The following is a 15,565-nucleotide window of genomic DNA, read 5'->3' as shown; positions in this document are numbered from 1 at the left end:
TGACGACGATGCTTAACGGGCCGTGTCAGCACCGTCATAGCTTCACTACACTCGCGCCACGCTTCGTGTCGCGGCGCAATCTCTCGATCTTGTCGAGGTCGAGTTGAATGCCGAGGCCCGGCCCTTGCGGCAACTTCAGCGAGAAGTTCTCGTAGCGCAGTGGCTCGACGAGAATTTCTTCGGTGAGAAGCAATGGCCCGAAGAGTTCGGTGCCCCACTTCAATTCGCGGAAAGTACTAAACAGTTGCGCTGAAGCGATCGTGCCGAGTGCGCCTTCGAGCATCGTGCCGCCATACAGGTCGACGCCCGATGCGAGCGCAATCGCGGCCACGCTCGCCGCGCCCGTCAAACCGCCGGATTGCGCGATCTTCACGGCGAATACATCGGCGGCGTGGGTGCTGGCGAGAGCGAATGCATCGACGGGGCCGTGCAATGCTTCGTCGGCCATGATGGGCACCTTCGATAGATGCGTGAGACGCTTGAGGCCGCGTCGGTCTTCGGCGGCAATCGGCTGTTCGATCAGATCACAGCCCGCATCCGCGAGCCGCTCGATGGCCCACAGCGCTTCGGCCTGGCTCCATGCCTGATTCACATCGACGCGCACTTGCGCGCGCTCGCCCACGGCCGCCTTGATCGCGGCCACATGCGCGATGTCGTCAGCGGGCGCACGCGCGCCGATCTTCAGCTTGAACACACGATGGCGCTTCATTTCCAGCATCTGATGCGCTTCGTCGATATCGCGGCCGGTGTCACCGCTCGCGAGCGTCCACGCGACTTCGACGGAATCCGTCACGCGGCCGCCGAACAGTTCCGACAGCGGCACGCCGAAGCGTCGAGCTTGCGCGTCGAACAGCGCCGTTTCGATCGCGCACTTCGCAAAGCGATTGCCTTGAAAGCTCTCGCGTAGCTTCGCCATGATCTGGCCGGGGCGCGTCGCATCCAGGCCTTTGAGCATCGGCGCGAAGTAGGTGTCAATATTGGTCTTGATGCTCTCCGGGCTTTCCTCGCCATAAGCGAGACCGCCGATCGTTGTCGCCTCGCCCCAGCCCGCTATACCATCCGCGCATTGAATCCGGATGAGCACGAGGACCTGACAATTCATCGTGGCGACGGACAGGCGATGCGGCCGGATCGTGGGAACATCGACGAGAATGGTGTCTACGGCTTGTATCTGTATGGGGCTTGGTATCATACGGCTCTCCTGCTGTTGGTCCCATACTAGGGGCGTCAGCGGAATCCGTCCAAGACCGATTGAGTCTGTTTCCATACCTTCAGGGCATAGATGGAACTGCGTCAACTTCGCTATTTCGTCGCGGTGGCGGAAGAAAGGAACTTCACGCGCGCCGCCGAACGGCTGAACATGACGCAGCCGCCCCTCTCGCGGCAAATCCAGCAGATCGAAGACAGCGTGGGCCTTGCGCTCTTCGAACGTGGCGCGCGCCCACTCAAGCTGACGGAAGCCGGACGCGTCTTTTACGCGCAGGCGAAGCGCCTGCTCGAAGAGAGCGACGAGTTGCTGCCGCTCACGCGGCGCCTCGCGCAACTCGCCGAGCGCATCGTCATTGGCTTCGTACCGTCGACGCTGTACGGTCCGTTGCCCGAGGTGATCCGCGCATTCAGGGAAGCGGCGCCGCTCATCCAGATTTCGCTGATCGAGATGTTCACGATCGAGCAGTTGAGCGCGCTAAAAGGCGGACGCATTGATGTCGGCTTTGGTCGCCTGCGTTTCGACGAACCGCAGTTGGCGCGCGAGGTGCTCGTCGAAGAAACGCTGATCGCCGCATTGCCTGCTGGCCATGCGCTGGCGGAAAACGGGACATTGACGCTCGATGCGCTCGCAAAAGAAACGCTGATCGTCTATCCGTCCACGCCGCGGCCCAGTTACGCGGACCAGCAGCTCTCCGCATTCCGCGATCATGCCGTCGAACCGGCAACCGTCCATGAAGTGCGCGAGTTGCAGACCGCGCTCGGTCTCGTCGCCGCGCAGGTCGGCGTGTGTCTCGTGCCGGAGAGCGTCAGAGGTTTGCGCGCGCGAGGCGTGACGTATCGTTCGCTCGATGACGCGCAGGTGTCGTCGCCGATCATCATGAGCCGCCGTTTGCAGGATCAAAGTCCCACGACCGATCTGTTCTGCTCGATCGCGCGCGATCTGTTCAGGCGACCGCTAACCGTCTAGTACGTTTAGCGTTGCCCGAGGGTATTGGAAGAAGATTCGCTGACGACATTCCACGCGATCACTGCCATGTGTGATGCGCGCGATGCACGCGAAAAGCCCAACGCGAGCAAAGCACCCGCCTTGAGCAGGCATTCGATCAGCGATTGCGAGAAAACCCACACCGACTCGCCATCCTTTTTAGACGATTCGACCGACGGCGCTTTGAAGAACAACAGTGACATACGTGAAAGCCACTATGTGACGCTTCCGTTTTGTTCAGGCTCTCGCCCGAGCCACGGCGCCACGCAGTCCGCGACGACAACGAACATCAGCGCCACTGCGCCGATTGCAAACAGCAAACGATGATTGCCGCCACTCGCGTTGAAAATCGCCGAATACGTGTAGCCCGCAATCGCCTGAAATGCTGCGAAGGTCGTCGTCACCCGGCTCCATACCACGTGCTGCTTGCCGTGGTCATGCACGACTTCGTGGATGCGCGCGAGCATCGTCGGCACGATACCGGGCGGATAGCTGCCGACCAGCAGCGTGAGCGCGCCGACCAGTAGTCTGTTGCTCGACATCGCCAGCGCCGCGACCGCCATGACTTGCAGCAGCGACAGCACGCGGATGGCGAAACGTCCGCCCAGGCGGTCTGCCACGAATCCATATACAGGCGCGCCGAAGATCGCGCCCACGCCATAGAGAATCCAGTACGAAGCGCCGATATGCGCGCCCGCGCCGAGCCCGCGCGCGATGAAGTCAACGAGAAAGACCATGGTGGGAACGAGGCCGAGCGCCATCAATGCGTACTCGACGTAAAGCACGCGGACTGTCGAAGGCTCGCGCGTCTTCACAGTGTGAGACACCGATGAAGCGTGCAACAGGTGCCTTGCGGACGGCCATCCGTGCCACGTCGCCAATGTGAGAGCGGCGGACAAGGCAGCGATGCCGATCCACGTGTTCTGCAAGCCGAGGTTGAGCAGCAAAGGAACGATCGTGCCCGACGCTGCAATGCCGACGCCGAGTCCGAGGAAGATCGCTCCGCTGGCAAGCCCCTTGCGAGCTGCAGGCACGTGCGGCAGCACGGTCGCGGCGACCAGCACCATGATCGTTCCGCCTGCCACGCCCGACATCAATCTCCAGAAGAAGAACCACGCAACCGATACCGGCAACGCACACGCAAGAAACGCCGCCGTAACGAGCAACATCATCGCTCTCAATGCCGACGTGTTCGTCACGCGATGCGCAAGAGGACGTCCGAGCAACGCGCCGATCAGATAGCCGGCGAGATTGGCCGCGCCGAGATACACGACATCCGATGCCGCAAACCAGTGCGCTTGAATCAGCGGTGGGATGAGCGGCGTATAGGCAAAGCGCGCGAGTCCGATACCGACGAGGCTCGCACTGAAACCCGCAAAGATATGTCGCCATACGGCGACACGGCCTGTGTCAGCCGTCGATGAGAGAGATGCATCTGTAGACATGGTGAAGTGTGTTCCGCTTGAAGCCGCGCGCTGCGTGACAGTTTTCCAGGGAGGAGAACGAGCCGCTCGCTATGTTTGACTTAAATGTCAATGATGCGAATTCTAGACACTTGTGACAAACATCGCAAGCGGAATGTGACAGCAGCATCCATCACATCGAACCGTAGATCGATTGCGATGAACGGAGACCAAAATCTCGCTATATGGGAAAGGGCCGGCTACGAGGCTTTCATACGTTAACGGTGGCACGCGCGATGTTGCTTTAGCAGTTCCAGCAGAGCGTTCACTCTCGAAAACTACGATTTTTATGGTCTTGGTTATAAACGCACGTTCGTATGCGCAGGGCATTCGTGGCGGCAGGAGCACATCAGCCCGGCGTTCCGGACAGCCATTGCAAACGTGCCCGGCAAGACCATGACTGCGATCCCGTCGATGGCGAAGAGCGCGTGTATCACGCGAGTGAGAGCTGGACGGAGGCGCCGGTCGGGTCACCATCTGGTCAGCGAGAACGCCGGCAAGACCAGGCCTGCGAAGCTGCTTGCCATCTTTGTCGCGGACGACAACGATAAGAGTCTCGTGACGCGGGACAAGAAGTAGGTCAAGCGCATATTTGACTTATCGAACCAGAGCAACAGCACGCAAGGGACGCGCAAACTTCAAGCATTTGTTGCCCATTGGTAGTGGCTATCGGCCATCGAATCGCGCGCGCCTTATCCAGCTTGCGATGCATGCGCTCATCGTCTCCTGCCGCGCGTCGACCGATCCCTTATCAGGCGAAATTGCCTCTCGATTGGCGAAGCTTAGCTTGCCGTATTGCGGTCTGAACGTCCAATATAGAGTCATGGCGCAGCGATGCCTCGAATCGATGCCGCGTATCGATGCGCCATGCAGGCATGTCAAACAAATTGCCTTGCGAGCCACACCGTACAACAACGTTGACGTCAGCAGCAGCACCTCGGCCGCGCGATCGCGAGCCGCCAGCCAAACTCTGTGACGGAGGTGAATGATGACTCGTCCGGTCGAAGAAGATATTGTTCGACGCGCATTGGTGGGCGTTTTGATGCCCACACCCTCGACGCTCGAATCGACCAGAAAAGCGCAATACGGTCCAAAGAAGAAATTCCGCATGACCAAACGGCCGCCGCCTGAAGCGCTGGAACCTGTCGAAGTGGAACCGCCGCCCGCGCATATTTCAATTCTCGAACTTCTATCGTCGAAAACGCTTAGCGTGTGCTGGAGCGACCCGCGCTCGGGCCATTACGCGGATCAGGTATGGCGAATCGGCCTCGCGCGCAAGGACGCCTTTTGCGTGCTGACGGGCAGGCCGATTCGACGCGGCGATCCTGTGTTCCGTCCGCGTGCATGCGAAACGTATTTCCCCGCAAACCGTAATCGAATGATTCTCGCGTCGGAAGTGCCCGGCTATGCGAGGGGCATCGTACTCGATTAGTTTCGACGGTCGATTCGTCCGCGCATAGATGTATATAAGGAAGTGGAGAAACTTAAATACTTCTGCGTCGGTGTCATACGCTTGACTTCTTTCCTGTTCAACGGCGGCCAGATGGCCGCTGTTTTCTTTGGCGCGTGCGATGCGTTCTGGCGAAACACTGTTTCCGGTTTTCGTCATGAATGCTCCCACCGTCTACCTCGATAACAGCGTAAGCCTCGCTGCATAAGGGCTCTCGCGTCTTCACACGAATTCCGGATGTCACGACGCCCGGAATCTCTATCCGCATCCCTCCGTTGCATTGAATTCACAATGGAAACGTCTCTCGTGCTACAGAGGACGCGTGCTGTCGAGCGGGTGCAGCTCAAGCGCATCGTCGACGGCGAGTTCGTGCGCAATGAAGTCGATCAGCGCGCTGACGCGCCGGCTCGGCACCGCGCCCACATAGACGGCGAACAGATCGACGCGTTCACCGATGAATGCATCCAGCACGGTTTCGAGCCGGCCGGACATCAGCTCGTGATAGAGGTCCCAACGGTTCTTGAGGACCACGCCATAGCCATTGACAGCCCATTCGCGCAGCACGCTGCCATCGCTCGCGACGCGGTTTCCCGATACCTTCACCGACACCTTCTTGCCGTCGATGATGAACGGCCAGTCCGACAGCGGCCCATCGGGCCGCGCGAATATCAGGCAATTGTGCGAAGAAAGCTGCGACGGGTGCATCGGTTTGCCGTGCGCCGTCCAGTACGACGGCGCCGCGCAGACGACGAGCGGGCCCGTCAGCAGCAGCCGCGCCTTGAGCCGCGAATCGATCAGAGGTCCGTTGCGCAACGCAAGGTCCAGACGCTGATCGACGAGATCGACCACGCCGTCCGTCAATAGCAACGACACCTGCACTTGCGGATGCAGGCCCATGAACTTGTCGAGCAATGGCACGATGCGGGTCCGGCCAAAATCGTTGCTGGCCGTCAGACGGATCGGTCCGTTCAAGGGGCCGTCGTCGCGCAGGCTCAGTATTGCGGCATCCCAGTCGGCGAGCACGCGGCGCGCATCGTCGAGAAAACGTTGACCTTCGTGCGTGAATGATAGCCGCCGTGTCGTGCGCGTAATGAGCCGCGCACCGACTTCCTCTTCCAGCTTCTGCAGCGCAAGCGTGACTGTGGAAGTCGAGATCGTGCTCTTTCGCGCGGCCGCGGAAAAACTCCCGGCTTCGGCGATTTCGACGAACAGCCTTAACGCGTCCAGCCGGTCCATCTTCGTGTCCGTTCGAAAGAGTCGTAGCAGTATGGGTGTTTGCTTCGGCGGCTCTTGCTATATACGCGCGCGCATATGGCGACGGTGGCGCGCCATCGGCGCACGCCACGAATCGACACCTGAGTATCGAATAATTCGATCGGCCTCTAAAGACAAACTAGCGCCGAAATCGGTCCATTAACGCTTTTCCCGAGCCCATATTATTTCGCCTCGGAGAACTTTCGCGCGGACGAATACGTGCACGGTCATTCTGAACGCGTACCGGTCGTTCTTTCAGGTTCTCCGCGCAAACCGCATCATTGCCACGTACAGCACCGCGCCCGCGACCGCACCGATCAGCCAGCCGAAATTGTTTTCGGGCAGCACGTGCAGCAACTGCGTGCACAACTCCCAACCTACGGAGATGCATCCAGACAGCACGAGCGCCGCAACCCCCACCTTGTTCCAGCCGCCGTCGTAATAGAAACGACCCGTCGGCGCCATCGTATAGAGTTCGGCCGTTTGCACCTGCTGTTTCTTGATCAGATAGAAGTCGGCCATCATTACGCCATACAGCGGTGCGAGCACCGAGCCGAACACGCTGACGAAAATCGTAATGGCCTTTGGACTGTCGACAAAAATCCACGGGCAAACGAGCACGGCAAGAATGGACGCGATCAGGCCGCCGCGCTTGAAGTCGACATGCTTCGGGAAAAGATTGGCGAGATCATAGGCAGGCGAAACAAAATTGGCGACGATATTGATGCCCATTGTCGCCACGATAAACGTCAGGCTGCCGATCACTACGGCCACCTTGTTCTGGATGTGCGCGACGATTGCCACGGGGTCCATGATCATCGAACCGAATACGCTCGCGCTACCCGACGTGACGATTACCGTAATGATCGCAAAGACGATGAAGTTGATGGGCAGGCCAAGGAAATTGCCGACTTTCATCTGCTGCTCGCTTCTTGCGAAACGCGAGAAGTCGCCGAAATTCAGCAGCAACGCAGCGAAATAACTGACCACGAGAAGTATGGCATTACCCATGCCCACAAACTGTTCCGTGCCCGTCAGCGTTTTACCGCCAAGAGTCAGGCTCAAGCTGCCAAGCCCCGCTTGCGAAAGGATCCACGCCATCAGCGCGAACATCACGACGTACACCGCTGGTCCGCAAAAATCGATGAACTTGCGGATCGTCTCCATCCCGCGTTGGAAAATAAAGAGCTGGAAGATCCACATGAAAAGAAAGCTCACCCAGCCCAGGCCATCGAGTTTCAGAAAGCTCACCTCACGCAATGCCGCTGATGCAGGAATGAACAACAGCAGCAGTGTCGCGACGGCTTTGGACGCGAAGTACGTTTGCACGCCATACCAGACGATGCCGACTATGCCGCGAATCATCGCCGCCAGATTTGCGCCCATCACGCCCATGCTGACGCGCGCCATCACCGGAAACGGAATGCCATGCATATAGCTCGGCTTGCCGACCCAGTTCATCAGCATGTAGACGACAAGAATGCCGACCGTCAGCGCGATCAGCACCTGCCAGCCGGAAATGCCGAGCAGAAAAAGACTCGCCGCAAACGTATAGCCGCCGACGCTGTGCACGTCCGACATCCACATCGCAAAGATGCTATAGCCCGTCCATGTCCGGCGGTCGTGTGGAACGGGCGCGAGATCGCGGTTATGCAGGCGCGAATCGGCCTGCCCGGCCAAATCGCCGGAACCGTGCGGCGCATCGAAAAGAGGTGACGTGGACATGGCTTCCCCTGCTGGTTGAAGCATGGCCGTCTCCCGAAGACCGCCATGACTTGACGATGCGACGTGGCGCGCACGCGTGATTCAATGCCGGGCCCGACTGAAATCACGTCCGCGATGACAGGTTTTGTTTCTGCAATATAGGTTGATTGTTTTCGTAATAAAAGCGCCTGTCGATACGCCAAAAAAGAGGCGTGCGAATAGAAGCGGGGAAAGAGACGCGCAAGACCGCGCGAGAACCGCGCAGAGGATGAATGCTTCCGTGACCGATGAACGCGTCGCACAGCGTGGGTTTCGCCGCTGACCATCCCTGCCGGCGCCATCTTGCGAATGACGCGGCTCCCGTCGGCGGAGGGTTATCCGCCTGTCGTTGCAGGCAAGGAAACATGGTGAAGAATATACCGGTGATGCACGGGGATAGGCTTCCTGTCCCTCGTGAAAGGCGGACGTAAGTCGGAATATCGTTCCGGTAGAATTGGAATTCTCCGAACATTCTTCCAGACGCACATCATGCAAGCCCGCAACCGCCCGCTGGACAATCAGGACCGCGCGATCATGCGCGCGCTGCAGAAGAACGCGCGCCTGTCGAATGCGGAGCTGGCCGAGCTCGTCGGCATGTCGACCACTGCATGCTGGAACCGCACGCGTCAACTCGAAGCCGACGGCTATATCCGCGGCTACGTCGCGTTGCTGGACCAGCAGAAGCTGGGCTTCGCGGATGTCGTGCTGATCGAGGTCACGCTCGACCGGCACGACGACGACGCGCTGGCCCGCTTCGGCGCCGAACTCGCGACGCTGCCCGAAGTGCTCGAGGCGTACCTCGTCTCGGGCGAGTACGACTATCTGATCAAGGTGGCCGTCGATGGCACAGCGGGCTACGAACGCTTCCTGCGCGAAAAGCTCTACAAGATCTCCGGCATTCGACACAGCCGCTCGATGTTCGCGCTGCGTTGCATGAAGAGTATTCCCTCGGTGCAGGTCTAGGAAATCAAGCCGACGCCTGTTCCGCGATGCGCTGTGCAGGCACGCCGCGCAGCAATGCGATGCCGCTCATGAACAGCAGTGCTGTCAGCAGATAGAGCGCGTTGTCCATGCTGCCCGTTTGCGTCTTGATGAGACCGATCACCCACGGGCTCACGATGCCGCTCGTAATGCCGATGCTGCTGATCAGCGCGATGCCCGCGGCCGCCGGCTTGCCGGACAGATAACCGGACGGCACGGTCCAGAAGATCGGCAGCGCGGCGAAGATCAGCACGGCGGCAATCGACAGTATGCCGAGCATCGCGGCAAAGCTGCTCAGATGCAGCGTGAGCAACGACAGCGCAATGCCGCCCCCCATCGTGCAGAAGGCGAAATGCTTGCGGCGCTCGCCGTGATGGTCCGAATGACGCGCGATGGCAATCAGCCCGACCGCGCCGATCGCATTGGGGATCACCGTGTACAGGCTGATCCACAGCACGTCGTGCACGCCGAAATCGCGGATCATCAACGGCATCCAGAAGTTGAGTGTCAACGATGCGCACGTCAGCGAGAAATAGATGAACGCAAACAGATAGACGCGCGGGTTGCGCAATGCGTCGATGAACGAACGCGAAGAATGCGAACTCGCGGGGCGATGCTCGGCATCGCGTTGTGTAATCAGATGCTCCTTCTCCTGCTGCGTGAGCCACGCGGCCTTTTGCGGCCCATCGACGAGCCAGAACGCAGCGAGCAGTCCGAGCACGACAGCGGGCGCGCCTTCGATCGCGAACATCCATTGCCAGCCGAACATGCCCATGACGCCCGCCATGTCGCGCATGATCCAGCCGGAGACGAGGCCGCCGAGCACACCGGCCACCGCGACGCCCGCGAAGAAGATCGACAGGATCACGGCGCGCCGCTGCGCGGGATACCAGTAGGTCAGATACAGCACGATGCCCGGAAAGAAACCCGCTTCGAACACGCCGAGCATGAACCGCAGCAGATAGAAGTGCGACGGTTGCGAGACGAACATCATGCACACCGACGCCGCGCCCCACAGCAGCATGATCCGCGTGAAGGTGCGACGCGCACCGAAGCGGGCCAATAGCAGGTTGCTCGGCACTTCGCACGCGACGTAGCCGATATAGAAGACGGCCGCGCCGAGTCCATACATCGCATCGCTGAAGCCGAGATCGTGCTTCATCTGCAATTGCGCGAAGCCGATGTTGATGCGATCGAGAAACGAAATGACGTAGCAGAGAAACAGAAACGGCACGATGCGCAACGTGACCTTGCGATAAAGCGCCGTGTCGTCGTGCTGCGTGGCGGCAGAACCACCAGGCTCATAGGCATGCGGAACGGAGTGGCTCATGGACTGACTCATCAGGATCTCCAGACAATACGGGTCCAACGGACCCAACGGGTCCGGCGTTTGTTGCGCCGTGTTGTGAGGTTGTGAAGGTGTGAAACTGTGAGGCTGCGGGAAAAGCGGCGGCTCGCGTGTGCTTATGCTGCGAACCGCATCAAAAGATCAGGCCGCGACGCGCGGCGTGTCCGCTGCGTGCCCGGCAGCAGCGTGCGCATTCTTTCCGTCGACGCCTTCGCGCGCATATCGAATCGCTTCCATCAGCGTCGCGTGGTCGCCGATATGATTCGCGAGCAGCAGAATCAGCTGCGCGTTGGCCGCCTGGCTTTGCGCTTCATCGAAGTCGCGATGCATGTCGATCAGCGCTTCGTAGAAGTCGTCGGGTTGTGTCAGATTGAGTTGCGTGATGAGTGCCACTGTTGTCTCCTTGCTCCGTTCCCTGTATTCACGCGACGCCTTCCACGCACAATGCCCGCTTGAGCGCAGCTTCGACGCGCGCCGCGTCGAGCGTGCGCCAGCGCGCGCACACATGCTGGTCTGGGCGGATCAGATAGAACGTGCCGGGCTTCGCGTCGTAACGCGAGAACGCGAGACCTTCGGCATCATCGAGCACGACGGCGCCCTTCAGATCACGTATCGAATCGCGCGCGTCATCAGACGAGACGATGACCAGCTTCAACGGAATCGGTCCGTCGTGCAGTGTGTTCAACGCGCTTTGCGTCGCGGTGTCGATGCCATCCTTGTCGCAGAACAGCACGCCCGTGAACACCTCGCCCATTTGCGCGAGCAGCCAGGCGGGCGTGCCGTTCAGCAATACCGGCGCATCCGCGCACGAAGTCCCCGGCACCATCTTGCCTTCGAAGCTGTCGCGATCAGCCGTGTTGAGCGCCGAATCGCGCAGCACCGCTGGCACCGAAAGACGTCCACTGTTCGCGAGCGCACGCGCGAACGGATGCTGACGCGCGAGCTTCAGCACGGCGTCACGGAACGTGCGGCTGACGGGCGACTTCGGCGTGATGAAATCAGTGGAACGCGTCGAATTGCGGATGTTCTCGTCGGCTGCGTATTCGCGTTCGCTCGCATACGTGTCGAGCAACGTATCCGGCGCGCGGCCGTCGAGCACCATCGCGAGCTTCCACGCGATGTTCTCCGCGTCCTGAAAGCCGCTGTTAGCACCGCGCGCGCCGAACGGCGACACGAGATGCGCGGCATCGCCGACGAACACCACGTTGCCATGCCGGAAGCGATCCATGCGCAGACACGAAAACGTGTAGACGCTGACCCATTCAAGTTCGAACTTCACGTCCGGTCCGAGCAGCGCGCGCACGCGCGGCAGCACACGCTCGGGCGTTTTTTCGAGGACAGGGTCGGCGTCCCAGCCGAGCTGAAAGTCGATGCGCCACACGTTGTCGGGCTGGCGATGCAGCAGCACCGACTGATTCGGATGAAACGGCGGATCGAACCAGAACCAGCGCTCGCTCGGAAATTCCGCTTCCATCTTCACGTCGGCGATCAGGAAACGGTCCTTGAACACGCGGCCTTTGCTGTCGAGTCCCATCATGTTGCGGATCGGGCTGCGCGAGCCGTCGGCGGCGATGACATAGCGGCCGCACAACGGATAGTCGCCATCGGGCGTCTCGACGGTCAGCGTGACGAACGCATCGGCGGAACCCGGCTTGCCGTGCTGCTGCAAGCCGACCACCTTGTTCTTCCAGCGGATGTCGATATTCGGCAGCGACTGCGCGCGTTCGAGCAGAAAGCCTTCGACGTAGTACTGCTGCAAGTTGATGAACGCGGGACGATGATGCCCTGCCTCCGGCAGCAGATTGAACGTGTACACCAGTTCGTCCTGCAGGAACACCTTGCCGACGTTCCAGCTGATGCCCTTGTCGACCATTCGGTCGCCGCAGCCGAGGCGATCGAAGATATCGAGCGAGCGCTTCGAAAAGCAGATCGCACGCGAACCTGTCGAAAGCGAGCAATCGTCATCGACGAGCACGACGGGCACGCCGTGCTGCGCGAGATCGATTGCCGTCGCGAGACCGACGGGCCCCGCGCCGACCACGATCACGGGATGCTTCGCCGCGCCGTTGTCCTGTTCGGCGCAGCGCCGGTATTCGAACGACAAGGTCTGGTAGTCGATGCTGCTCATTCTGCTGTCTCCATCCGTCTGCTCTGTGCTTCGTCCATGCAGTCACGCATCACGCCTGAAGCGCGTCCCACATGTCCTTGTCGCGCTGCGCGGTCCAGATGCGCGGATGCGTGATGCCGCTCGCTTCGTCATACGCACGCGACACGTCGAACGGCAGGCAGTGCTCGTAGATGAAGACCTGGCCGAACTTCGGGTCCATCGCCTTGCGCGTGTGCGCCATCGCAGCCTTCAGATCGAGCTTTTCGGCGACGGCTTCGCGGCCGCTTTGCAGCAGCGTCGTGACGAAGTCCTTCGTATAGTCGAGGCCCTTGTTCACGTCTTCGGGCGTGGTCAGCGCGGGGCCACGGCCCGGCACCAGCTTCTCGGCGTTAAGCGCGCGCAGCGCTTCGAGCGTCGCGGGCCACTGTTCGAGCTGCGCATCGCCGCAATAGCACGCGGCCTCGTACTCGACGAGATCGCCCGAGAACAGCACCTTTTGCGAAGGCAGCCATACGACGGTATCGCCCTTCGTATGACCCGCGCCCAGATGCGCGATGCGCACTTCGAGCTTGCCGAGGAACAACGTGATTTCCTTCTCGAACACGAGCGTCGGCCACGTGAGGCCCGGCACCGTTTCGACGCCCGCAAAGAGACGCGGAAAGCGCTCGATCTCCGACTTCATGTCGGCCTCGCCGCGCTCGACGATCATTTCATACGTGCCGCGGCTCGCGATGATCTGCTGCGCGCCTTCGCTGAAATACGCCGACGCGCCGAGCACGCGCACTGCGTGGTAGTGCGACAGCACGACGTATTTGATCGGCTTGTCGGTGACGCTGCGGATCTTCGCGATCAGGTCTTGCGCCATCGCGGGCGTCGCGGTCGTATCGACGATCAGCACGCCGTCGTCGCCGACGATCACGCCCGAGTTCGGGTCGCCTTCTGCCGTGTACGCGTATGCGTTCTCGGACAGCTGCGTCCACGTGATCTTTTTCTCTTCGAGGTCGGCTTGCGATGCGAATGCCTTGGCCATGCTCGTCTCCGTCAATTGATGGGGCGAAGGGCGAGACGGCGCGCGCCGCATGCAAACGGCCGGCGCACTGATGGATGACTGTCTCGCCCCATTGGTTGGAATTCCCGGCGGCTGTTGCTGTCGCGTCGGGTTGATTCCATCTTAGACCCTGTCGATTATTTGTCAATAGCTAAACGTATCGCTATTTGCTAATTTCGCGTTTACCCTGAGCGCTCGCCGGATCGGCGCGATCGTCGGCGGTCGAAGGCGCGCGTTCGTTTAACATGGACCTTTTTTCGGAGCACACGAACGTCGTGAGCGGCATGAGCAAGGCAGCCAAGGTAGCGAAAGCAGCAGCAGACGGCGAAACGGGCGCGGGCAAACAGCAGCGCGGCATCCAGAGCGTCGAAGTCGGCGGACGGCTGCTGCATGCGCTCGCGACGGCGCGTGCGCCGCTCGCGCTCTCCGATCTCGCATCGGCCGCCGACATCGCGCCGGGCCAGGCGCACGCGTATCTCGTTAGCCTCACGCGGCTCGGCCTCATCAAGCGCGACGAACTCTCTGGACGCTACGAGCCGGGCCCGCTGTCATTGCGGCTCGGCCTGATGCGGCTCGCGAACCAGCCTGCGTTTCGCGCCGCCGTGCCGCGCGTCGCGGCGCTCGCCGAGGAGATCGGCTTTAGCGTCGCGATCTGCACGGCCGGTCCGCAAGGGCCGACCATCGTGCGCTACGAGCACGCGGGCTTTCCGCTGCATGTGAACCTGCATGTGGGCACGGTGATGTCGTTACCGGCCACGTCGACGGGACGGGTGTTCTGCACGTTCGTCGCGCCCGCTCAATTGCAGACGATGTGGGCGAACCAGTCGGGCGGCACAGGCGACATCGTCGCGCCCGCCGAGCGCAAAGCGTTCGACGCGACGCTTGCCGCGATCCGCACGCGCGGCATCGAGCGCGGCATCGACGCGCCGAGTCCCGGCATCAGCAGTCTTGCCGTGCCCGTGCTCGATGCCGCTGGCCAGTTGTGCCTCGCGCTGACGGTGATCGGCCCGAGCGGCGCAATCGACGTGGACTGGACAGGGCCGATCGCGCGAGCGCTGCAAAACGCGGCGCGCGAGATCGGCGCGGATATGGTGGCGCAACCAACATGAGCGACGCGATCAACACTCAAGCGTCTAACCCTGCCGACGCAAAACAGCAGCGCGGCATCCAGTCGCTCGACAGCACGGGCGAACTGCTCACGGCTCTCGTCGCGGCGGGCAAGCCGTTGTCGTTGCGCGATCTGGCGGCGGCAGCGGGCATGCCGGCCGCGAAGGCCTTTCCGCATCTGGTGAGCTTGCAGAAGGTCGGCTTGCTCGGGCGCGACGCGTCTGGCTGTTTCGAAGCGGGGCCGCTTGCGCTAGAGCTGGGTCTCATCGGATTGCAGCGCCTGTCGCCGACGCGCGAAGCGGAGCCCGAAATCGTCGATCTCGCGGTGACGACGGGCATGAGCGTCGCGATGGCCGTGCTCGGTCCGCTGGGGCCGACCGTCGTGCGGCTCGAAGAATCGGCGCGGCCGTTGCATGTGAGCCTGCGCGTGGGCACGGTGATGTCGCTCGTCAACACGGCGCTCGGCCGCGTGTTCGCCGCCCATGTCGCCGACGATGTGCGGCACGGTCTGCTCGCGCAGGATCATCTGCGTCTCGCGGGTGCGCAGCGCGCGGAGATTTTCGCGTCGCCGGATACGCGCGCGGCGAAGCTCGCGCCGCCGTATGCGGAACGTCTCGCGCAGATCCGCGAGCATGGCATCGACACCGCGCTCAACAAGCCGATTCCCGGCATCAACACGCTGGCTGCGCCTGTCTTCGATCACACGGGCAGCATCGTGCTCGTGATCGCGCTGATGGGCACGGCGGGGAGCTTCGACAGCGACACCCAGGGCGGCGCCGCGCAAACATTGCTCGCGGCGACGCAACGTTTGTCGCGGCGCTTCGGCTATGTGCATCGCTAAACATCGACGACGAACGCCTGACTAACGAG

The 15,565-nt window shown here is 61.3% G+C and carries 14 protein-coding genes and 1 pseudogene; 6 read left to right on the top strand and 9 right to left on the bottom strand.

What is annotated here, in order from left to right; all coding sequences use genetic code 11:
• Nucleotides 1-34: 34 nt before the first annotated feature.
• A complete protein-coding gene (locus BMW76_RS05695) occupies nt 35-1,192 on the bottom strand; it encodes a muconate/chloromuconate family cycloisomerase (RefSeq protein ID WP_090863974.1) in 1,158 nt (385 codons plus the stop codon).
• A 90-nt stretch (nt 1,193-1,282) separates the two neighbouring features.
• Between BMW76_RS05695 and BMW76_RS05690 the strand changes: the two genes are divergently transcribed.
• Nucleotides 1,283-2,176 (top strand): LysR family transcriptional regulator, encoded by an 894-nt coding sequence (locus BMW76_RS05690; protein WP_090863972.1) that lies wholly within the window; start codon nt 1,283-1,285, stop codon nt 2,174-2,176.
• A 5-nt stretch (nt 2,177-2,181) separates the two neighbouring features.
• Here BMW76_RS05690 and BMW76_RS05685 read toward each other — a convergent pair whose 3' ends face one another.
• Nucleotides 2,182-2,397 carry a hypothetical protein gene (locus BMW76_RS05685; protein WP_090863971.1) on the bottom strand — a complete coding sequence of 72 codons (216 nt, stop codon included), beginning with the start codon at nt 2,395-2,397 and terminating at the stop codon, nt 2,182-2,184.
• Nucleotides 2,398-2,409: 12 nt separating this feature from the next.
• Nucleotides 2,410-3,639: a YbfB/YjiJ family MFS transporter gene (locus BMW76_RS05680; RefSeq protein ID WP_090863969.1), complete on the bottom strand. Its 1,230-nt coding sequence runs from the start codon at nt 3,637-3,639 to the stop codon at nt 2,410-2,412.
• Nucleotides 3,640-3,999: 360 nt separating this feature from the next.
• On the opposite strand from BMW76_RS05680, the pseudogene BMW76_RS41780 reads away from it, so the two are divergent.
• Nucleotides 4,000-4,236 (top strand): annotated as a pseudogene (locus tag BMW76_RS41780) (cupin domain-containing protein); the annotation flags it as partial.
• A 529-nt stretch (nt 4,237-4,765) separates the two neighbouring features.
• Nucleotides 4,766-5,089: a DUF3331 domain-containing protein gene (locus BMW76_RS05670; protein ID WP_162849230.1), complete on the top strand. Its 324-nt coding sequence runs from the start codon at nt 4,766-4,768 to the stop codon at nt 5,087-5,089.
• Nucleotides 5,090-5,416: 327 nt separating this feature from the next.
• Here the strand turns inward: BMW76_RS05670 and BMW76_RS05665 are convergent, their stop codons facing one another.
• Both BMW76_RS05665 and BMW76_RS05660 read right to left on the bottom strand, forming a co-directional pair.
• Nucleotides 5,417-6,343: a LysR family transcriptional regulator gene (locus BMW76_RS05665; protein WP_090863966.1), complete on the bottom strand. Its 927-nt coding sequence runs from the start codon at nt 6,341-6,343 to the stop codon at nt 5,417-5,419.
• 273 nt (nt 6,344-6,616) lie between these two features.
• On the bottom strand, nt 6,617-8,086 hold the full coding sequence (locus BMW76_RS05660) for an NCS1 family nucleobase:cation symporter-1 (RefSeq protein WP_090863965.1): 1,470 nt from the start codon (nt 8,084-8,086) through the stop codon (nt 6,617-6,619).
• A gap of 507 nt (nt 8,087-8,593) precedes the next feature.
• Here BMW76_RS05660 and BMW76_RS05655 point away from each other — a divergent pair.
• On the top strand, nt 8,594-9,067 hold the full coding sequence (locus BMW76_RS05655; protein ID WP_090863963.1) for an Lrp/AsnC family transcriptional regulator: 474 nt from the start codon (nt 8,594-8,596) through the stop codon (nt 9,065-9,067).
• A gap of 4 nt (nt 9,068-9,071) precedes the next feature.
• Here the strand turns inward: BMW76_RS05655 and BMW76_RS05650 are convergent, their stop codons facing one another.
• From BMW76_RS05650 to BMW76_RS05635, 4 genes are all read right to left on the bottom strand, one after another.
• Nucleotides 9,072-10,415: an MFS transporter gene (locus tag BMW76_RS05650; RefSeq protein ID WP_090864335.1), complete on the bottom strand. Its 1,344-nt coding sequence runs from the start codon at nt 10,413-10,415 to the stop codon at nt 9,072-9,074.
• A 159-nt stretch (nt 10,416-10,574) separates the two neighbouring features.
• Nucleotides 10,575-10,826 (bottom strand): DUF2783 domain-containing protein, encoded by a 252-nt coding sequence (locus BMW76_RS05645; protein WP_090863961.1) that lies wholly within the window; start codon nt 10,824-10,826, stop codon nt 10,575-10,577.
• A gap of 28 nt (nt 10,827-10,854) precedes the next feature.
• Entirely contained in the window at nt 10,855-12,561 is a 1,707-nt protein-coding gene (locus BMW76_RS05640; protein ID WP_090863959.1) for an FAD-dependent oxidoreductase, read from the bottom strand.
• A 49-nt stretch (nt 12,562-12,610) separates the two neighbouring features.
• Nucleotides 12,611-13,570 carry an MBL fold metallo-hydrolase gene (locus BMW76_RS05635; RefSeq protein WP_090863957.1) on the bottom strand — a complete coding sequence of 320 codons (960 nt, stop codon included), beginning with the start codon at nt 13,568-13,570 and terminating at the stop codon, nt 12,611-12,613.
• Nucleotides 13,571-13,833: 263 nt separating this feature from the next.
• Between BMW76_RS05635 and BMW76_RS05630 the strand changes: the two genes are divergently transcribed.
• Nucleotides 13,834-14,697: an IclR family transcriptional regulator gene (locus BMW76_RS05630; protein WP_090863955.1), complete on the top strand. Its 864-nt coding sequence runs from the start codon at nt 13,834-13,836 to the stop codon at nt 14,695-14,697.
• Nucleotides 14,694-15,536 (top strand): IclR family transcriptional regulator, encoded by an 843-nt coding sequence (locus BMW76_RS05625; RefSeq protein WP_090863953.1) that lies wholly within the window; start codon nt 14,694-14,696, stop codon nt 15,534-15,536. Before BMW76_RS05630 ends, BMW76_RS05625 begins: the two co-directional genes overlap by 4 nt.
• Nucleotides 15,537-15,565 lie beyond the last annotated feature (29 nt).

The organism is Paraburkholderia diazotrophica, from assembly GCF_900108945.1.
GTDB classification, from domain to species: domain Bacteria; phylum Pseudomonadota; class Gammaproteobacteria; order Burkholderiales; family Burkholderiaceae; genus Paraburkholderia; species Paraburkholderia diazotrophica.
This window is presented reverse-complemented; position numbering and strand designations above follow the sequence as displayed.